Origin of the sequence: Clostridium tagluense (assembly GCF_003865095.1) — a bacterium.
GTDB classification, from domain to species: Bacteria; Bacillota; Clostridia; order Clostridiales; family Clostridiaceae; genus Clostridium_AD; species Clostridium_AD tagluense.
On sequence record NZ_BHYK01000020.1, the window covers coordinates 26181 to 46555 of the forward strand.

The following is a 20375-nucleotide window of genomic DNA, read 5'->3' on the forward strand; positions in this document are numbered from 1 at the left end:
TTAACACAAGTCGCAGTTATCCTTAGTCCACTTTCAACATTTTTTCATCTAAATGTATTGTATCTATAAATTCCAAACTGTCTATAGGTAGTTTCCCCCGCTTTTCTTTAAAAGTTCAAATGCATCATATTTTTCTAATTCATATTTTGCTAGTATTTCTTTTACATCTTTTCTTCTCTTATCCGGTAGTCTACTTGAAAAGGCTGGAAACATATCATAACTTTCATAAACTTCATTTATATTTGCAAATGCTATTAATGGTTCGAAACCATTTTTAATTGCATTATCTACATCGTTAATCCTATATTTAAACTCATATTTACCGTTTTCAGATAACTCTCCAATAATATATTTTTGTCTAGTCTTGTAGCTTAAGATCTAGATTGCAAGAAGCCCCCCCTTGCTTCTAATTTATGAGAAGCAAGGGGGTACTTTTAATGCTCTCTACTGCATTATGTTCTAGCTCAGTTACCGTAGTCTTTAAATCTAAAGAATTAATTTATTTTCTTTGTTCCCTAAATTTAAAATAATTAATTTACTGTTTTTCCCAAGTCACAGCTACCCAAGTGGGATGCCTGCAGCCCACTTGCTAATATTTTAAATTTTTCAATGCCTCATTGCTTGAAAATATAATATCCTCTTTAGATTTTATATAATCTTGACATTTTTTAAAAATTTCAATAAGTTTATCATAATTTTCATTTAATTGAGATTCATATAGAGCACCCCTATATTCTGTATTGTATTTTTCGTCAATAGCTATTAAATCAATGTTATTTTCTAGACATTGTTTAAGTAAAAGAAACCTTCCTAATCTGCCATTCCCGTCTTGGAATGGATGTATTTTTTCAAAATTACTATGAAAGTACGATAACTCATCTGATACTCCCACGCCTAAAGGCATGGGGTTCTTAAATACATTATCTTCTCCTATACTCTCATTTATATAAAAACTATAAATTACAACATATAAGAACTAAATAACTTCTCTAAGACTTTTACTACCAATTATCCCAATGGATAAATTAACGATAGTTTAAAGGCTCATATCAAAACCTTATTTTCTTTATATTCCCATACTTGGTATTTTCTTATTTTCACTACTTAATAATCTATTTATTTCTTTATCATGAAGCATTTTAAAATTACCGTATTCGCTGAAACACTTTTCTCTATCTATTTCTTCTAAATTTTCTTTTACATTCATTATTAAAAAACTAGAATATAAATCTCTTTGAATTTTAATTTCTTCGTTATCTATATTAAATATGTTGAAACGTTCACTTAATTCTTTTTTATTATACTTATCATCAAAATGGTTATACTGTGATGCTTTTATTTTATAAGTATTAACTTTATATAATTCAGTATTATTCCATTTTAATTTATTGTCTAATATAGTTAAAAGCATACTTGGTGCTTTATTCGCTAAAGACTTTCCAAATCTTTTTTTCTTATTAAATTTTCCTGTTTTCTCATTTACGGTAGTATTTTGGGAACGTTTTTGCAATCCTTTATAGTTCATTGTTTCCACTAATATCCTATCACCTAAACCCACTATTTTATTAGCTAAAATATTATGACTTTGCTTTCTTATATCAGCTTGTTTCCTTTGAATATCTCTTAATTCATTTTGCATTTTAATATACTTATTGGATTTAACCCATATTAATTTTACACCATGTTTTATTGTACCATTTTCATTAAAATTATTAGGATTGTTAATTCTTCTTTGTCTATCTAGTTTTCTTAATAATTTTCTTTTAATTGTTTCAATATTATTAATTTCGGGTGCTAATTCTAATAATTTAACATCATATTTTGAAGCAATTCCTATAGTTTGAGTTCCAATATCTATTCCAACATTGCCCTTGCCTATACTATTTTTAACTTCCCCAGTTTTTTTATTATATTTAACAGGAGGAATACCATCTAAAACTAATTGAATATAATATTTATATTTTCCACGAATAAATTTTCTAACTATTCTACAATATTTAACTTTGTTTAATAGCGAAATTTCTGCATATTCATCATTTTTATTTATAATCACATCTGTTTCTAATCCATTCCAAAATAGCTTACCGTCTTTAAATCTAATTCCTGTTTTATTGGATTTTCCTTCTACACTGTTCATTTCTCCATATTTCTTAAAACAAACCCTATTTGCAGTATGAAACATTAATCCTTGAAATGCACTAAAGCACCGTGAAGCTATTTTTTGAGCGGTGAAGCTATCTATATTGCCTTTAAAATGTTTTTGAATAGGTTTTACAAAATCATGAAGTAAATACTCTGTCAAACCATATTTTTTATTTAATTCATTGAATTGTTTGTTACGGTCTTTTCCTATAGTCATTTTAACAACTTTCCTATATTCTTTGGATTGTCGCATGCTATTATATCTTTTATATAATTCTCCTAAACAGCTATTATATATATTCCTACTTATTTCTAATCTTTTATTTAAAATATTTTCTTGATATTTTTCCGTATCTAGTTTTACTGTTAAAATATAATTTGGCACAGTATTCACCTCGCTTTTTAATATCTTGTTTTTTGACTTTCCACATATTTTTTTACCGTTTCACTACTTACATTTCCTGCAGTTGATATAAAATAATTTCTAGTCCATAAACTAGGCATTTTCTTCAATTCGTTAAACTCGTCTCTCAAAACCCTACTTGTTACACCCTTTATTTTTTGCATAATATCAGCAGGACTTAATGTTGGAAGACAATTCAAAAAAATATGAGTATGATCTTTATCACATTCTATTGCGATAATTTCAATATCTATCTCCTCACATACACATTTGACCATATTCTTAAATCTTTCTTCCACATTAGGTATTAAGAATATTTTTCTTCTATACCTTGGGCAAAATATAAAATGATAATTAATTAAACTTACTGTAGTTTTAGTTGTTCTATATTTATTTTCCATAATTAAAGTATATCGCAAAATGTGTATGTTGTAAATGATTTTATACCCGAAAACAAAACTAGTTTCTTATGCTATCCATCCCACACCTGAAGGAGTGGGCTTTCCGCACAAATATTGTAAATTAATACTTGAATCAGCTTTTTTAGTATTATAAATCTCAATAAGTCCTAATAATAAAGGTTCAACTTCATGTGGCTCTGCGAATTTTATTTCATCCAATCCACTAAGCATATTAGGGATTTTCTTAAAGCTACCTGAGAAACCCTTTTTATCATCAGAAGTACCATTTTTTAATAATTGATGATACTCTCTAATTAACTGTAGCGATAATGGTTCATCTAATGTTTCAATTATAAAATCAAAAACATCTAAAAAGTTTCTAGTTTCAATAACATCATCCCAGGTATGAATACCAGAAACTATATTTTTATCTGCCAACTGATTCAATGTATCTCTATTAAAATTACTACCCTCTAATTTATTAGAATGAAATAGAAATTATATCCAAATAAGCATTTTTAAGCAACAAAGATTGTCCGTTTTGATGCCCTCTTGTTGTAGTTTAATTAGCCGGTCTTATAACTATAGCATTATAAATAATAATTATTCTATGCTATCAAAATATGTCATTCACACTTTTATCTTACTCATTTCTTTTTTTAATAAGTCTATAGGATTTTCATAGCCCAGTGTTCCACACATCAAGTTCCCTGCCCATTTATTAAGTTCTACTAAATTTAAATTAACACTTGGTATGTATTCTTCAATTACCCAGGATATATCAACATAGAAATCCGTGATTTGACTTAAAATACTTCTATTATGTGTCTTTGTATAAATAATTCCACCACAATTAGAAATATAAGTATCGACTTTATTCTCACCCATTCCTTCTGCAAGAAATGTTTCTTTTATAGCAGCCAAGACAATACCGTCAAATCTTTTGAAATGTTCAGCTTTTAAACCATATAAAATAATGCAGTACCTGGTTTTGTTATTCATTAGAATAACGCCTTTTCGTCTATCAAACATAAACAAATTAGCATGCCATTCATAAAATGGTTCTGGATCGATAGTCTCATAATCATTTGGCTTTATTTTCATAGCATCATATAATTTTTTAGTACACTCAATAAGCATAAATCTACCTCTTCCTTTAACCTAAAAATTTAGGTTTATCTTTAGAATATCCTCTTTTTTTACCTTCTGCAATGTTACCTAAACCTTATAATGAATATTCTAGCTTTACTCCAGCCAAGGTGCAACTTGACTCTCTTGCTAGTTACCTTGGGTGTTTGTGAAAGAGAAAAGACTGAGCTTGCTCATTATTTATGCACAACTCTTTTAAAAGATTATAATAGCTTATGTTTACATACATGTAAACATAAACACCCCCAGTTATTTGTAAAGTAGGAACTACTGAGATTCCTACTCCATAATAATACCTATAATATCCTCCCCATACTTTTCAACCTTTACCTTCCCAAAGCCTTGAACCTTTAATAGCTCTTCCTTATTTTTAGGTTTGACTTTTATTATTTCTTCCAAAGTATTATTGGTAAATATGCAATATGCCTTTAATGCTTCCTCTTGTGACTTTGCATATCTGTATTTTTTTAGCTTTTCATATAATTCCTCGTAATTTTTTTCTATTAAATCTTCTTTCTTTTCAATAGGCTTCTGAATCTCTATTTCAGCTATCTTTTCAACAGGCTGTTCAATCTTTATTTCAACTACCTTTTCATAGCTTTCTTCAATTACTTCCTCAACTTTACTATTAATATCCTCTTTAAAATCCTCATCAGTTAATCCATATTTTTTATAATAATCATAGGTTATTTCTGTATGATTCCTTTTTAAAAAGTTTGCTATGTCCATCATTTGACTTTCCCGCATCTTTTCACTGGGAATTACCTTTTTTATTTTTTTATTTAACATATCTGTGATTTGATCATGTTTTATTATGTTATTTTTTATATCAGCTGGAGCCTTAGTTCTATTTATTATAGATTTAGGATTAGCAATAACAACCATTGAATACACTGGTCTAATTTTTATTAATCCATTCTTTTTAAGCATGTCCTCTAAAATCCTAACATGTCTGCTATTTTGTGCTATGGGGCTATACATGCCCTCTTCTTTTATAACCTTCCCGTAATTATTTTTAAATTTCCGTGTAAATTCACCTGCTTCGTTAATAACTATATCCCCAGTTAGCTTCTTAGTCTCAATAACCATAGTAAAATATTCTGTAACTAAAACATAATCTAATTGAGCAATATTATCCTCATGGCTTATCCTTATATCATGAAGGCAGATCATTGGAATAAAAGAATTTTTAAGTTCATAATTCACATTCTTTTCTCCATCTAATCCAACTTTTAAAAGTATAATATCTTTTTTAATTAAATTTTTCTTCTTACTTTTAACCTTTTCAAATAGTTCCTCTAAATCTGCTAATTGTTTATTATCTTCACTAAATTCCTTATAAAAAACTGGACCCTTTATTTTTCTAGCATCGAACATGTCACTTAAAAACCCCATATGTATCTCCCTCTTCTTACTTATTTACAACAATGCATTATTTTTTACTGGCTGTTACTAAATGCTTCTCTTTATCTTCATGGACATTTCCAACTATTTCTTTAGGCAGAATTTGTCCTACTAAATTACTCTCTTTAATCTTTTCTGTATGTTTGCATAAGGGATAATTAGAACAAGCGTAAAATTCCCCATAAGGGCCTGTCCTAGTTTTAAGTTCACCTTTTTTGCATTCTGGGCAACTTATTATCTTTACTTTTGCTATCTTAATATTATTCGCTTCCTCTATTTCTCTAACAAAGGTTTATTTACTATTATTTCCAACTAAAAGATATACATATTTTTTAGCTCTAGTTAATGCTACATAAAACAGCCTTCGTTCCTCCGCATATTCATATTTTTCTTTGTTTTGTATTAATAAATTAAGTACCTTATCATCTTCAATCTTACTTGGAAAACCATGTTTACCATTACTGTTATTAACTATAAAAACATAATCCTCCTGCAATCCTTTAGACTTATGAACTGTTAAAAATTCTATATGTAAATCAACTCTGCTATTATAAGAAATTATTCCCTTACCTAAATGAGAATCATATCTATACCTAAAATTATCATCAAGCAAAAACTTCAAATCGTCTTTATATCTTCCCAGGAGCGCCACTGTACTTTTAGGAGGAATTAAATTTAATCTTTCTTTTAATAATATAGTAAATTCACTTTTTTTATCTCCATACAATAATTCATATGACAGATCATCATTATCATTAAAACTTTTAAGTTTCTTCTTTATTTGCCCTTCATTTTTTAATACGAATTTACCACTTAAATCAATAAGACTTTTATTAAATCTATAGGTGGTTTCAATATATGTTTTTTCTGTAAAACCAAAATACTGATCAAAATTTACAAATAAATTTACATCACTTCCAGCAAATCTATATATACTTTGCCAATCGTCTCCTACACAAAATAATTTTGAATTATTTAATTCCTTAATAGCTTTGATCAAATTGTACCTGGCCAAAGAAATATCCTGATACTCATCCACAATTATATAACTATATTTTTTATTAAACTTTCCCTCTAGAACATATTTAGTAGCTTTATTTATCATATCGCTAAAATCTATTTCATCATTACTTATAAGTTCATTATTATAAGCTTCATATATTCTTTCCAGTTTCTTTTTTTACTCTTTCAGCCATTTCACTTGCTGATGCATTGGTAAAAGATAAGATTAAAATTTCATCAGGGTTGTACTTATATTTTTCCAGAAGATATTTTACCTTTCCAACAATTGTAGTTGTCTTACCAGTTCCTGCCCCTGCTATAACAAGGTTGTTTATCTCCTCTTTTATTACACATTCTCTCTGCTGCTGATCTAAAGCTCTACCCTCAATATTATCGAATAAATTCTTGTAATTTATTTTTTCAATTTCAATAAATTTCTTATTATAATCATCTCTCATTTTTTCTATATTACTAAATTTATTTTTAAATTCATCTATTGAGTTTAATATGTCTTTACCCAGTTTTAACTCCTGATACTTCCACTTTTTATCCACTTTAGAATACAAGTCTTTATACTTATTTTTCCACTGTTCTTTTATAAAATAAGTATAATAGAAATCTTTTGTATAACCATCTACTTCTTCACATGCAATCTTAAATTCATTAACTATTTTATTAAAATACGCTCTTTGTTCTTGAATTCTTATACGCCTTTTTTTCCTTGAGGAAATAAAAATCATAGCTACTATTAAGCCCAAAATCATTAATAGAATATTATTACTCAAAATTTCACCTTCTAGCTATATTTTTATAATATTACCTTCTCATATGCTGCGGTTTCTAAATTTACAACCCAGCCTCTTGTTGTAATTTCATCACAAGCAACGCTTACAACAAATGTATTATGTAATTTTTTAAAACCAAAAGCGTCATGAACATGTCCACAGAAAAAATATGCAGGCTTTTTTTTCTTTATCATATCTCTAATAGCCGGGCTTCCATAATAAACACCATTATTAGCTTTGTCTAAACATTTATATGGTGGGATATGTGATATAATAATGCTTTTATTATCTATATTAAGCTTAGATAAGCGGTGCATCATATCTTGTTCATTTCCTTCACGCTTTGTTCCGTACATAAGGAAATTAATATATTCTATAGATACGAAATTATTAAAAGCTACTGCATTACAATAAGGTAAGTAATTTGTATCCGCCTTGTCAACGTTAAAAACATCGTGGTTACCTAAAATAAATAAAACCTTTTTATTTATTTGTTGCAACATCTGAATAGCTTTTTTATAATCATCGTATTGTATATCTTCAAGCTCATTAAAAGAAGTGACTACATAATCTGCTGTTATATCTCCACATAAAATTACGCAATCTATATCTTCCCGTTCTTTAACAAACTTAACAATTTTACGAAGTACATCAAATCTTCCATGAATATCACTTGTTACAAATACTTTCATAGCTTTTTAATCATCTCTTTCATGTTAAAATATAGTAGTTAGACATTATTACTATCCTTCTTTCAGCCCCAAGGCAACTATTACATTATAACCCTTATTTTTCTAATTTTCTATAAATTCCACCAAAATATTCCGTTTGAATCATAATAAAAGTAGCATCACTACCCAAAAGAAAAAAGACTTGCTTTCACACAAATCTTATCATACGTTTGTTATTCAATAAAATTAATAAGTATTTTAAGAAATTTACTGTTGACTTTAATTAGCTGGTCTTATAACTATAGCATTAGAAATAATAACTATTCTATGCTACCAAAATGTGTCATTCACACTTTTATTTCACTCATTTCTTTTTTTAATAAGTCTATAGGATTTGCTTTATCCACCTACTTGCTTCTAATACATATTCATCATTTTCAATAAGTTCTCCATTATATCTAGACTGGAACACATGACCAACGAAGTTATATTCATTATTATTTACTATTTTTCCCAAGTCACAGCTATCCTAGTAGGGTGAGAAGTGACCCACTTGTTATGTGAGGGTTTCTTGTTGCTAATTCAACATAGCTTTATCAATAAATGCTCCAACACTATCTACTATGTTAAAAGGCTCATATTCCTTCCACATTTCTAAATCAGATAATAATACAACCTGCTTATCCTTGCCTTCTAATTTATAATTCAACAAATCATCTATCATATCTACCTCTTTAGAATCATTTGAACCATAAACTACTGATCCTAGTGAATTGAAGTTTTTAACTAGTATATAATACATTTTTGTAACTCCTCCTTAAATTCTTCCTCATTCTTTATAATAGCCTTGTCGTATAATTCTTTTAATTTTATTCCTATTTTATTATTCTCATATTTATATACATATTTATGAAGCCACATATTAAATACATAGTCTTTTTCAGTAAAAAACTGCACTTCTATTGGATAATGATAATTGCTTTTCTTATAATAGATATGGTACCCTCTATATCCATCATCATTTTTCTTGCCATTTGTCATATCTACATGCTTTATATTATCATCACTTAAATCTATATTATAGTTTTCAACTATAATTCTAATTCCTAATATGTCATTAAAACATGAACCTATTTCTTTACTTGGATAATACCTATCATATTTAAGTTTTATAGAGTGTATAGCTTTAATCCTATAGGTGAATTCATCTAATAATCTTCTTCTCTTCTTTAAAAATAATCTATAATTCATAAGTTCCTCTATTAAAACTTCTTTATTCACTTTTCTAAGTGTATTCTTTAAGTTTTTACCTAGTTTTGTTTCATAGCTTATTGCATCCAATGTTCTAATTAGCTTATTATTTTCCACTCCTACTCACCTCTTTTTACATAGACACGTACAAATATTTTTTCTTTACAAACTTGATTTTCTCTTTATATAATTATAGCACAAATCCCTTCATCAAATTAAAGTTATTTATATAGTAATATTGCAAGGTTACAGGCACTTTAGTACATCATCTATACATATAGCAAAGCCATTTTCAATAAACCATCCTTCCTTTTTAAACCTTTCCATTAGTTTCTTTATGCTCATATATTTTAATATCATAATCATCTTTTATGCTAAATTCTGAATAGGAATTCTTGTAATTTGTAGATAGCTTATAACAGAAAATCTTATCAAATGATGTTTTCATTAAATTCCCGTTTTGACTCATTAAGTTATAAAACGCCTCTTTCTCATTTTCTCCATTAGAAACCCCTATAACATGTAATCTATCAGTAATGTTACGCCCCATTAAAATTTAGATATATACTTTGCCAAATTATATTATATATTAACAATTCCATAATTTATAAAAGCGAATATTATACCTTTTTACTATTTATTTCCTTGCACGAGACATAGTTTTATAATGACTTTGCAGGAGTTAAAAATATTTTGTAAATCCCAAATTTATTTCTTTTCTATTATATTGTTCAATCTTCAATCACTATTGAAAATCAATTCAGATTTATACCCAATTAATCAATAAAAATCATACATATTTTTAGCAGTTACCAGCATCTCTTCTCTAAGAGACTGTGGTTTTAGTACCTCCACTTTATCGCCGAACCCCATAAGCCATGCTTGTATACCTTCTATGCCGTAGGATGTGATTTGTAATATATCATAATCATCGCTGGACTCCAGGTTTTTTAAATTTACTAGGTCTCTCCTTGAGGACAAAAGTTTTCTCCCATCATTATTAATCTTGATTTTAACATATAGTAAGTCACCTTCATGTGCATACCAAGTATTTGCAGATATTTCTCTAACGCGTATATTTTTATACTGTTCGTAAGAATTTCAATTCATCTATTTCCCCAATAACATATCTTTTTTCATTATGCTCATGATTTAAATAGACATCTACCTTCCATGTCTCATTTAACCTTTTTATATGATCACTAATTGCATCCTTTGTTAATCCAAATAATTCACTTAGTGCCTCTCTCGTGTCCGCCTGTCCATTTTATATATATCTATATAATTCAAGAGTCTTTCTCTCTTTAGGCAAATTCTTTAAATAATTCTTAATTTCATCATTCAAAATACCATTCATAATTATTTAACTCCTAAAGGTTATATTGCATTATAAAATTCTCAATTCTTCATAGTTATTTATTAGAATAGACAATGACTTTGCACTTTTTAATGTACAAAGTCATTGTCTTATGAGATAAATATTTATTTTAATGTATTATATTTCTTAGCTATAATATCGCACCCATTAGGTCCTGGTAAATCGTTAGCCCCAGCTCTAAGACATAATGCTTTAATTGTATTGTTTTCTTTTTGAATATACATACCAATTGTATCTCTATCATTAATAGAAATATACTCGCTTTTACCTATTTCTAGGCCTATTATTTCACATTGTAATTTATACCAATCATTTAATTCTTTTATATTTTTTGGTTTTCCAGCTTGGATTGCTATAACATTTTTATCAGCTAAATATTCTTTAGTTATGTTAATATACTCACTAATACTATTATTACTACTTTTAATTAATTTAGTTAATCTATTTTTACCGGGGAGTTTTTTACTATGATATGGAATAGATTCTATTTGAATAAAATTATCATACCCGCATTTTTGGGCTAAATAATCCATATGTGTTATTCGGTGTTTCGATGTTCCTATAAGATTTTCTTTATAGTAATCCGCAAGATTTTTAGCATTATCATGATAGGGTAAATCATTTTTAATTATAGATTTATTCTGTAAAATATACTCTATATCTTGTTGCTCAAATCCTCCACCCGGGTTTGTAGTAAGGAAATATATTGAATTAAGCTTTTCATTATTATCTTTTATAAACCTTAAATAAGGTTCTGCACAATACCTTAAATCAAAATATTTTTCAAACATTTGTTCTTGAATATCTTGCTTATTAAGCCATACATTCCAATTTTTTTCGCAATAATCAAAATAATTATTAATCATAATTTCCTCCTCAAGGTTAATATTTACATTTATTAATAAATATAATTTTTTAATATGGTTAAATACTACTTGTACATATTACCATTTTTCTTACCAATCTTCAACTTTTTTCTCCAATTAACACCATTTAACTTAATATTTTGTATTTTTATTAAACCCAATGAATTCTGAACAGATCAAAGTAATTTTTTTAATATTCCACTTCCTATACCTTAAATTATAGTAGATTTTTTTTAAATCATCAAATTTGACGAAGAACCAATTCGTATGTATAAAATACAGACATTATTATTAACCTTCTTTCACCTTGAAAAGTATGTACTGTTCCCTTAAGTGTTGCATCTAAGTAGCTAGTTTATATAAATCCAACACGTCCCTAGACTATGTGCCCTTTAGGGTATAAGTTCTTCTAAGATTCACTTGATTTCACCTTTTCTCTTCATAACCCTTGTCCTATAAATTATTATGCCATTATTAACTTCATAAATATAAAAAACACTTGTAACCCTTTATCTATTATAATTAACCTATTAGTAATAATTTAATTAAATATTACTTAAAGGAGATACTTATGAATTATAGAAATTTTTATGAATTTGAAGAATACTATTCAATACCTTACTTTGAAAAAAAGTATGATGAGGTTTTAAATCTACTCCATCATGCAAATGAACTTTTACCAAAGGATGAATATGAAAAAAGTCTATTTGAACTTATGATTTATGAAGCTATGATATATGCTCAGACCAATAATAGTGAGGGCTGTCTTACGGTTATAAAAAAATCACTTGAAAAAGGTTATTCACTTCCCCTACACTGGTCAAGCTTTAATTTTTTAAGGGAACACCCTGAATATGAGGCTCTTAGTAATTTCAACAGAAACCGTCTTCAGCAAGCTAAAGAAAATTCTAAGTTCAAATATGAAGTTCACCTTCCAAAATCTTATGATCCAATAAAAAAACATCCATTATTCTTTTGTCTACATGGTGATGGATTTGGTTGCAACATAAAAAATACTAGCTGGTATTGGAAGGCTGATGTACTTTTAGAAAAAGGATATATAGTTGTATATACTCAATCATCACAAATCTATTTCCATAACAGCTTTGGCTGGGTTAGTGATCCAGCTCTATCAAGAAAAGAACTGAAAGATTGCTATGAACAATTATTATTAGACTATTCCATTGATGAAACTTGTGTATTAATTGGAGGTTTCTCTGGTGGTGCAACTACCTCTATTGATATGGCTTTTCATAACACTATTCCAATAAAAGGAGTTATTGCATTATGCCCTGGTGATTACTTAGGTAACATAGAACTTAAAGACACAACGAAATTAGCAGAAAGAAAAACAAAAATAGTTATCCTTGAAGGAGATCAGTACACTGACCCAGTTGTTCAGCATCTTTTAAAGATATTTAAGGAAGGTGGACTTGCCCATGAATACTATATTAATAAAGGAATTGCCCATAAGTATCCTAAAGATTTAGCTGAAAAAACTTTGAAGGCTGTGGCGTTTATAGTTAGTAACTAATTGCGGGCATGTTACTGGCTGTGTCTTAAGACACGTTGAACAATTTACCAACTGCATAACTTTTACATACAGCCACTTAAGTGGCTCTATCAATAATTTTCACAACAATAGATTTACCTAACTGTATCTTTATCTCTAAGCTCAATTTTCACTTTAATATATCTATAAACCAATATAACTGTTAATTTATTTATAGATTTTTAAATTTTATTAGCTAATTTACATTTAATTAGTATTAAGATAAATTTAATATTATCCTTTTGGATATACCTCCTTTATTAGTTGTGGTCGGCAAACCTACATCTATCTTTATTGGAGGTTTTCTTTCTGTGCAAAGCTAAAAGCTCTTTAGAACAACAGCTAATACTTCTCCAAAAAAAAACGAAAACCCCTGAATTTCAAGAGTTTTCCATTGTATCAAAATTATAGTTCTTATTTGAGATGATTAGGCCAGTTCCCACTCGGTACAGTTTACTCTATTACTGTACGACTGATAATTTCATCCTGTACTTCCTTGCAAAGTTCCACAAAAAAGGCACAATAGCCGGCAACACGTACAATAAGATCTCGATATTCTTCAGGATGTAGTTGGGCTTGTTTTAATGTTTTATTATCCACGCAATTGAATTGCATCTCAGCATTTCCCATAATGGAAGCGGTTCGTAACAAGGTAATCAATCCCATCCTACCTTCCGGAGTATCCAAAGAATTACTGCTTATTTTAAAGTTATGAGCCATGCCAAGACTCATTGATTCAACATTAATCTTGGATACAGACTTTATGACTGCTGTCGCCCCTTTTTTATCAGCTCCCTGAGAAGGACTCATTGCGTCAGACAGTGGTAGACCGGAAAGTCGCCCATTGGGTGTTGCTCCAATCATCCCTCCCAGAGGTGTATTAAAAGACTGGGACAAAGTGCCATGGATCTGTCTTGCATAAAGTGACTTGTGCTGATTGATTCTGCGTTCTGTATAATCTACAATATCGGTGACAATCAGATCGGCATAGTTATTATCATTACCATATTTAGGTGTATCAAGGCAGTCACGACGTATTTGTTCGTACCCCTCCCAGTTTGCATCAAGCGCTTTTTTAATATCTGCAAGCGTGTACTTTTTATCATCATAAACAAGCTTTTTAACCGCAGCCATACTGTCGGCATAAGTACCCAATCCTGCGAATATTGTTCCTGGTCCTTCATAAAGAACGGCGCCACCGGCAGTCACATCTTTACCGGTTTGAATGCAGCCGTCAACAAACAGTGACATATAAGGAGTAGGCGTAACATCTCTGAAAACTTGCTGTGTTATAACAGTACCCCTGGCATTCATCTCCAGCAAATAGTCAAGCTGCCTCTTCACAGCATTATCAAATTGTTCATAAGTGGTCAATGCCTCCAGTTCTCCGGTGTCCAGCCACTGCTTGCTTCCATAGGACTTAAGAACGCCACGATTGAATACCATTTCAATGGTAATAGGCCATTGTGTAAAGCCACCTGCTGTCCACTGGTGGATACGTCCGGATTTTTGCGGTTCCACACATCCCATAATGCAATAGTCACGAGCGTCTTCAAAATCAAAACCTTTCCTGAGCATCATTTTGATATGTGCATCATCAAAATGGCACGCAGGCATTCCTCCTCCAGCCTTGATAACATCTACAATTTTTTCTAAATAGCGATGTGGAGATTGATTGTGGATACGGCAGGCAAGAGATGGCTGATAGACTTTAACTTTTTCCACGGCATCCATAATTAGATATGTTAATTCGTTGGTGCCATCTCCTCCTTCACGCTTCTGTCCACCTACACACATGTTGATAAAAGGCATATATCCCGCAAAATATTTAGCGCTCGCTTCCGGTGTATACCAAATCATTTCTGAGCATTTGATCATGAAACAACCCATCAATTCTAAAGCCTGCTGCTGGCTTAGCATTCCGTTCTCAATATCCGACGCATAGCAAGGGAACACATACTGGTCAATACGGCCCAGTGATGTACTACATTGATTCTCTTCCATCAAAAACAGTGACTGTATTGTCCAAATAGCCTGCAATGCTTCATGAAATGTTTCCGGCGGATTAGCTGGCACACGGGCATTGACCTCTGCAATCTTTTTAAGCTCTGCTTTACGCTTTGGATCTTGCTGCTTTTCGGACAATTCCCGTGCATATGCAGAAAGACGAGCGGCATATGTGAGAATTCCATCACACGTTTCTATTGCAGCTTGATAAAAGGCAGTTTTATCCTTGTCCTCAATCATGCCCGCGGATAAGCCAGCAAGATAAGTTTCAGCTTCAGCTTTAACTCCGTAAATCCCCTTTTTAAAAAGGATGATATCATAGCCTGGACTAGTATCCCCGCCACCGCTGGTAATATGATAGGTCAAATCACTTATGCACGCCTGGGCGCCGAATTCCCACAAATCTTCTGTGCGAAGAGCTTTTTCACATTCCTCCGCTAGAGATTTACCTTCCCAAAATGGGAACAATTGCTCTCGCATAAGTTTCTTGTCTTCTTCGCTTATAAAGTAAGGATCCTGTGATCTAGTGCCGATGGTGTCTAGTTCATTACGGACCCATTCCCATGCTGTATCTGGCGAAAATGAACCTGCACGTGGTTTTCCACAAGGGTGACCCACTATAAGCTCATGTTCTTGTATAAGCATTGGAGCAGTTTCGCATGCTCTCCTGAATCCTTTGGCCCGAAGCACGTTCTTTGGAATGTCAGGATACTTTTTTGCAATTTCGGTATATGCTAAGGCACGCCCAATGGTAATGCTTGGCTTGACATTTAAATATGCTTCTTTCAGAAGCTTAAGACGTTTAGGTAGATCTGCCTTTTTCTGTGTCATAATATTCCTCCTCTATAAATCTGAGTACTCCTGGAAACTCTATACTTCCGAAGTTTACGCCTTGTAAACATTTTCAATAACATATTAATCTTAACTCAATGAGTCATTTAATTGTGGCATAAAGCACACTACTTTTTCCTTTGTATTCCCATTCAATTTTTGAGGTTATTGTACTATCGTTACTTTCTTTCACTAATAGTATGCTGTTTAATTTTTTTATTATTAACAAAATATTTGATTTTATTTAGATCATTATTAAACTCAGGAACTTTTTTTAGTTTTATTAGATTTATATGAAGTATATTTTCGAAAGATTTAAGGTACTCATTATAATTTAACTTATCTCGATATTTAGAGGATAAAAAATTAGCAAATTACTAGGCAATGTAATTTCAGAGGGCTTTTTATCGTAGAAGTTATCAAAAAATTTACGCCAAATATGGTGGCAGCGCCGATTTTTACGCACAGAATATTTTTCATCAATAGATATAAATTTTATGATGGATGCTAAAAAACCACAGACATATTACATTCTGTGGTGTTTGTATTCATATATTAATTTTAAATTTATATCTAGATACTTCTTCCCAATTCATAACCACTCCAAATTGCATTCATAATATTACGAACTTCTCTAGAATCTCCTATGTTATAAAGTACCTTTTCACCATCATTAAGACTATTATACAAATCATTCTTTTGACGGTAACCCACAGCGGTAATAACTGTATCAGCTGAAATTTCGGCCAGTCCTTCTGCGTTATTTATAACCACTGAATGTTTATTTACTTTTTCAACTTTTGTATTTTTATAAACATCTACATTGTTAAATGCTAAAAGCTCAACTAACATTGAATAATTCATCATAGGCATTCCATGAGGTCCACCTAAAACATCACTTTGCATTTCAACAACACTTACTTTTTTGCCCATCTGTGCTAACCATAAGGCAGCTTCACAGCCTACAAGTCCTCCACCAACAACAACTATTTTATTACCTGCTTTGGATACATCTAGTAACACATCATTTGCAGTATATACGTTATTTTCGCTTCCAAAATCAATACTAATTGGAGATGAACCTGTTGCAACTACAATAACATCTGCATCAAATTTTTCAACATATGCTTTATCTACTGGTGTATTCTTTATAACATTTATACTAAGTTTTTCTAGTTGGTATTCGTACCATTTTATTAATTCTCTATCATCAGTTTTGAAGTCTGGAACAGAACCTGGAATAATATTTCCACCTAATTTACTGGATTTTTCAACTATGGTTACTTTATGACCACGAATTGTTGCTGCACGTGCGCATTCCATACCTGCCAGGCCACCACCAATTACCAATACTTTTTTTGGCGAATTAGTATTACTTAAACCATATTTTTCTTCTCTTCCGCAAGCAGGATTTACTGCGCAGGACAATGGAGAACCTGTGGCAATTCTTCCCATACATCCATCGTGACATGAAAGACAAGGACGAATATCCTTAAAATTGCCTGTACGAATTTTCTCTGGAAGATAAGGATCTGCAAGAAGTGGTCGTCCATATGATACTATATCACAACAGCCATTAAGTGCATCTAATGCAATATCAGGATTGTCCAATCTGCCTGCAAGTATAACAGGGACATCCACCACTTTTTTCACAGCTCTTCCAAATTCGCGATACATTCCCTTTTCAAAGTACATTGGTGGGTGATTCCAGTACCATGAATCATAAGTCCCTGCATCAACATTTAGCATATCATACCCAGCTTCTACTAAAATCTTTGCAGCTTCTAAACCTTCTTCTAAATCTTTTCCTTTTTCCTGGGCTTCTTCTGCTGGTAATATACCCTGGCGAAGAGCTTTCATAAAGGATTTAACGCTGTAACGCAAAGATACTGGAAAATCTTCACCACATACTTTTTTCACACCTTTTACAATATCAGTTGCGATTTTTAATCTTGCCCTTAAATCTCCGCCGTATCCATCAGTACGTTTATTATAAAAACTGATTGCAAATTGATCAAGCAAGTAGCCTTCATGTACTGCATGGATTTCAACACCATCAAAACCACCTTTTTTAGCAATTGCAGCAGATTTTATAAAATTATTAATCAAAACTTGAATTTCTTCAGTTGTCATTTCTCGATGAATTATACTTGGTTCAAAACGATTTTCATTAATAGATGGGGCTATGTGTTTTTTTACAAGTGCTGGAATTGCAGAACGACCTAAACCACCTGTAAGCTGTAAAATTATTTTAGAATCATAAGCATGAATTCTTTCAATCATAGATGCTACAGAATTACAAAATAATGCAGGTCTGTATGTTGGACATGGCATTATCAAATCTTCCACTTCATTGTAATCTACGTTACAAATACCAGTAATAATTAACCCAGTGCCACCTTTAGCACGCTCTACATAATAGTTTTGCGCATTTTCATTAAACCCACCATTTGGGTCAGCATAAAAAACTAATCCCATTGGTGCCATGGAAATTCTATTTTTTAATTTCAGCTTACCTATTGTCATTGGTTCAAAAAGTTTTTGATACTTGTTCACAAAAATTCCTCCTTCATATTTAACAAAATCAGTTCTGTGATTTGATTATGTTAAAATCTTAACACTTAAATTTATAAGAATCAAACTTAATAATATCAATATATCCCTTTTCCACCACATAATACTGAATGAGGTCACCATATCGCATTATTCCTTATGTGATATTTATTTTTCAGAAACCATACTTCCCACTTTATTAAAAAAATCAAATTCTTATTACAATAAAATTATAGATTATATTGCTTCGCAAATGCAGTATGGACTTTGTTATATGAGATTACCCAGGTATGATATAATTAACATAAAATTTCTTATTCAGAAATACAACTTGAAATATTCTTTAAAAGTAAGGTGATAATTTTGATAAAAAAACTTCTTATTATTACAATTTCAATATTAGCTATTATTTCATTAATTGTAATCTACCAATTTAAAAGTGCCAATCTGCTCCCAAGGGAAAATAAACACATTGTTCTCAAGGTAGCTGGTGATATTAATTTTCCTCCCTATGAATATGCTGATGAAAATGGTATATATACTGGTTTCAACGTTGATATAATGAGGGCCATAGCTCTATCTACAGGTATCGATATTAAGTTTTATCCCATGTCTTGGAAAGAAGCCTGTGAAAAACTTAAAAATGGTGAAGTTGATGTGATTGAGGGGATGAAAATCAAAACAGATAGAGACAAATATTATGAATTCTCCAAAGAATATTTAGAAAATTCTCAATCTATTTTTGTTGTTGAAGGTAATAATGATATAAATCAATTTAGAGACTTGGAAAACAAGAAAGTAGTTATACAACAAGGTGATGTTTCAGTAGGTAATCTTAATACTTTGAATAATGTAAATATCGTTTATACAAATGATCAAGAACAAGCGATTAATAAGCTACTTTCAGGAGAAGCAGATGCATATATAGGTAATACCTTAACTGGAGTATTTTTTATAAATAAACTTGATATTAAAAATAAAATAAAAATTGTTGGTAAAGTTCTCAATCCAACTAAATACTCCGTGGCTGTAAAATATGGAGATGTAGAAACTTTACGCCTAATTAATAGTGGACTTAAAGAAATTAAAAATAATGGAACATATGATAAAATATATAGGAAATGGTTTGGCCAGCCTGTAAATTTACCTAACTGGTATATTAAGCGGATTATATTTTTTTCAGCTATTGTAATAATTATTCTTGCCATTATAATGTTTCTGTTTTATAAATGGAATAATCGTTTAAAAAAAGAAGTTAATAAACAAACACGTGAAATTAACAATGCCAATGATATACTTGTAAAAAAGAATATACAAATAAAACTTGAAAGAGACTTTAGAGAACAAATACTTAATAATATTTTTAGTGGCATAGTTACAATCAATAAACAAGGAGAAATAACTTTTACAAACAAATTGGCTGAAATTATATTAAAGAGTGAACTTATAGGAAAACAATATGTAAATACATCAATAAGCGAGATAATAAATTTCACCGAATTTGTTAAAAGTTCTGGTGAAAAAGAATTTTTAATAGCAAGCAAAAAACTATTTATAAACTATAAAGTAGACATATTAAGTAATGTGGATGAAGATATGGATGAAATGATAGTTATATTTAGAGATATAACGGAAGAAAAATTAATGCAGGAAAATATTAGAACAAAAGATAAAATGCAATCTTTGGGCAACCTAATTTCAGGTATTGCCCATGAAATTAGGAATCCATTAACCTCAATAAGAGCATACGTTGAATTAATACCCAAAAAGTTTGATAATCCTAAATTCAGAGAAATGCTGTCCAAAGATATTCCTACTGAAATAGATAGACTAAATTCCTTGATTAATGATTTGCTGGAATATTCAAAGCCACAAAAACCATACAAGGAAAAAACAGATTTATGTGAGATAGTTAATAAAGTTATTCTCTTATAAAAAAACAAATTACAAACTGAAAACATTATTATAGAGAATAATATA

The 20375-nt window shown here is 30.3% G+C and carries 21 protein-coding genes; 2 read left to right on the forward strand and 19 right to left on the reverse strand.

Features of this window, described 5'->3' with window-relative positions:
• Positions 1-81: 81 nt before the first annotated feature.
• From Ctaglu_RS26225 to Ctaglu_RS16335, 17 genes are all read right to left on the reverse strand, one after another.
• Positions 82-213, reverse strand: coding sequence for a hypothetical protein (locus Ctaglu_RS26225; protein WP_267901290.1), 132 nt, complete (start codon positions 211-213; stop codon positions 82-84).
• Between the two features lie 376 nt (positions 214-589).
• The gene (locus Ctaglu_RS16260; RefSeq protein ID WP_125003585.1) at positions 590-904 is read right to left on the reverse strand and encodes a Fic family protein; all 315 of its coding nucleotides are present in this window, start codon (positions 902-904) and stop codon (positions 590-592) included.
• A gap of 162 nt (positions 905-1066) precedes the next feature.
• Positions 1067-2527 carry a transposase gene (locus tag Ctaglu_RS16265; RefSeq protein WP_233439824.1) on the reverse strand — a complete coding sequence of 487 codons (1461 nt, stop codon included), beginning with the start codon at positions 2525-2527 and terminating at the stop codon, positions 1067-1069.
• Positions 2528-2544: 17 nt separating this feature from the next.
• Positions 2545-2946: an IS200/IS605 family transposase gene (tnpA, locus tag Ctaglu_RS16270; RefSeq protein WP_125003589.1), complete on the reverse strand. Its 402-nt coding sequence runs from the start codon at positions 2944-2946 to the stop codon at positions 2545-2547.
• Between the two features lie 66 nt (positions 2947-3012).
• The gene (locus Ctaglu_RS16275) at positions 3013-3393 is read right to left on the reverse strand and encodes a Fic family protein (protein WP_207669487.1); all 381 of its coding nucleotides are present in this window, start codon (positions 3391-3393) and stop codon (positions 3013-3015) included.
• Between the two features lie 183 nt (positions 3394-3576).
• Positions 3577-4086 (reverse strand): DUF6933 domain-containing protein, encoded by a 510-nt coding sequence (locus Ctaglu_RS16280; RefSeq protein ID WP_125003593.1) that lies wholly within the window; start codon positions 4084-4086, stop codon positions 3577-3579.
• A 288-nt stretch (positions 4087-4374) separates the two neighbouring features.
• Positions 4375-5490, reverse strand: coding sequence for an HRDC domain-containing protein (locus tag Ctaglu_RS16285; protein WP_233439826.1), 1116 nt, complete (start codon positions 5488-5490; stop codon positions 4375-4377).
• A 37-nt stretch (positions 5491-5527) separates the two neighbouring features.
• A complete protein-coding gene (locus Ctaglu_RS16290) occupies positions 5528-5776 on the reverse strand; it encodes a topoisomerase DNA-binding C4 zinc finger domain-containing protein (protein ID WP_125003693.1) in 249 nt (82 codons plus the stop codon).
• 15 nt (positions 5777-5791) lie between these two features.
• Complete coding sequence (locus Ctaglu_RS16295) at positions 5792-6604, reverse strand: 3'-5' exonuclease (RefSeq protein WP_185732750.1); 813 nt, start codon at positions 6602-6604, stop codon at positions 5792-5794.
• Positions 6605-6653: 49 nt separating this feature from the next.
• Positions 6654-7286: a UvrD-helicase domain-containing protein gene (locus Ctaglu_RS26230; RefSeq protein ID WP_125003598.1), complete on the reverse strand. Its 633-nt coding sequence runs from the start codon at positions 7284-7286 to the stop codon at positions 6654-6656.
• Positions 7287-7309: 23 nt separating this feature from the next.
• Positions 7310-7978, reverse strand: coding sequence for a metallophosphoesterase family protein (locus Ctaglu_RS16305; RefSeq protein WP_125003600.1), 669 nt, complete (start codon positions 7976-7978; stop codon positions 7310-7312).
• 364 nt (positions 7979-8342) lie between these two features.
• A complete protein-coding gene (locus Ctaglu_RS26235) occupies positions 8343-8474 on the reverse strand; it encodes a hypothetical protein (RefSeq protein ID WP_267901291.1) in 132 nt (43 codons plus the stop codon).
• Positions 8475-8534: 60 nt separating this feature from the next.
• Positions 8535-8759, reverse strand: coding sequence for a DUF6718 family protein (locus Ctaglu_RS16315; RefSeq protein ID WP_125003602.1), 225 nt, complete (start codon positions 8757-8759; stop codon positions 8535-8537).
• Complete coding sequence (locus Ctaglu_RS16320) at positions 8744-9325, reverse strand: nucleotidyltransferase family protein (protein WP_185732752.1); 582 nt, start codon at positions 9323-9325, stop codon at positions 8744-8746. Before Ctaglu_RS16320 ends, Ctaglu_RS16315 begins: the two co-directional genes overlap by 16 nt.
• Positions 9326-9521: 196 nt before the next feature.
• A complete protein-coding gene (locus tag Ctaglu_RS26615) occupies positions 9522-9758 on the reverse strand; it encodes a hypothetical protein (RefSeq protein WP_125003604.1) in 237 nt (78 codons plus the stop codon).
• Positions 9759-9988: 230 nt separating this feature from the next.
• The gene (locus Ctaglu_RS16330; protein ID WP_125003606.1) at positions 9989-10285 is read right to left on the reverse strand and encodes a WYL domain-containing protein; all 297 of its coding nucleotides are present in this window, start codon (positions 10283-10285) and stop codon (positions 9989-9991) included.
• A 405-nt stretch (positions 10286-10690) separates the two neighbouring features.
• Positions 10691-11452: a hypothetical protein gene (locus Ctaglu_RS16335; protein WP_125003608.1), complete on the reverse strand. Its 762-nt coding sequence runs from the start codon at positions 11450-11452 to the stop codon at positions 10691-10693.
• A gap of 571 nt (positions 11453-12023) precedes the next feature.
• Between Ctaglu_RS16335 and Ctaglu_RS16340 the strand changes: the two genes are divergently transcribed.
• Positions 12024-12986, forward strand: coding sequence for an alpha/beta hydrolase (locus Ctaglu_RS16340; RefSeq protein ID WP_125003610.1), 963 nt, complete (start codon positions 12024-12026; stop codon positions 12984-12986).
• A 471-nt stretch (positions 12987-13457) separates the two neighbouring features.
• Here Ctaglu_RS16340 and cutC read toward each other — a convergent pair whose 3' ends face one another.
• The gene (gene cutC / locus Ctaglu_RS16345) at positions 13458-15842 is read right to left on the reverse strand and encodes a choline trimethylamine-lyase (RefSeq protein WP_125003612.1); all 2385 of its coding nucleotides are present in this window, start codon (positions 15840-15842) and stop codon (positions 13458-13460) included.
• Positions 15843-16415: 573 nt separating this feature from the next.
• Positions 16416-18398 (reverse strand): oxidoreductase, encoded by a 1983-nt coding sequence (locus Ctaglu_RS16350; protein WP_125003614.1) that lies wholly within the window; start codon positions 18396-18398, stop codon positions 16416-16418.
• Between the two features lie 360 nt (positions 18399-18758).
• On the opposite strand from Ctaglu_RS16350, the gene Ctaglu_RS16355 reads away from it, so the two are divergent.
• A complete protein-coding gene (locus Ctaglu_RS16355) occupies positions 18759-20330 on the forward strand; it encodes a transporter substrate-binding domain-containing protein (protein ID WP_125003616.1) in 1572 nt (523 codons plus the stop codon).
• Positions 20331-20375: the final 45 nt, after the last annotated feature.

Bases quoted from the DNA above. Each gene is read 5' to 3' on its own strand.
- tnpA (WP_125003589.1), bottom strand. From the start codon at position 2,946: ATGGAAAATAAATATAGAACAACTAAAACTACAGTAAGTTTAATTAAT.
- Ctaglu_RS16280 (WP_125003593.1), bottom strand. From the start codon at position 4,086: ATGCTTATTGAGTGTACTAAAAAATTATATGATGCTATGAAAATAAAG.
- Ctaglu_RS16295 (WP_185732750.1), bottom strand. From the start codon at position 6,604: ATGATAAATAAAGCTACTAAATATGTTCTAGAGGGAAAGTTTAATAAA.
- cutC (WP_125003612.1), bottom strand. From the start codon at position 15,842: ATGACACAGAAAAAGGCAGATCTACCTAAACGTCTTAAGCTTCTGAAA.
- Ctaglu_RS16260 (WP_125003585.1), bottom strand. From the start codon at position 904: ATGCCTTTAGGCGTGGGAGTATCAGATGAGTTATCGTACTTTCATAGT.
- Ctaglu_RS26225 (WP_267901290.1), bottom strand. From the start codon at position 213: ATGTTTCCAGCCTTTTCAAGTAGACTACCGGATAAGAGAAGAAAAGAT.
- Ctaglu_RS16315 (WP_125003602.1), bottom strand. From the start codon at position 8,759: ATGTATTATATACTAGTTAAAAACTTCAATTCACTAGGATCAGTAGTT.
- Ctaglu_RS16340 (WP_125003610.1), top strand. From the start codon at position 12,024: ATGAATTATAGAAATTTTTATGAATTTGAAGAATACTATTCAATACCT.
- Ctaglu_RS16285 (WP_233439826.1), bottom strand. From the start codon at position 5,490: ATGGGGTTTTTAAGTGACATGTTCGATGCTAGAAAAATAAAGGGTCCA.
- Ctaglu_RS26615 (WP_125003604.1), bottom strand. From the start codon at position 9,758: ATGGGGCGTAACATTACTGATAGATTACATGTTATAGGGGTTTCTAAT.
- Ctaglu_RS16335 (WP_125003608.1), bottom strand. From the start codon at position 11,452: ATGATTAATAATTATTTTGATTATTGCGAAAAAAATTGGAATGTATGG.
- Ctaglu_RS16305 (WP_125003600.1), bottom strand. From the start codon at position 7,978: ATGAAAGTATTTGTAACAAGTGATATTCATGGAAGATTTGATGTACTT.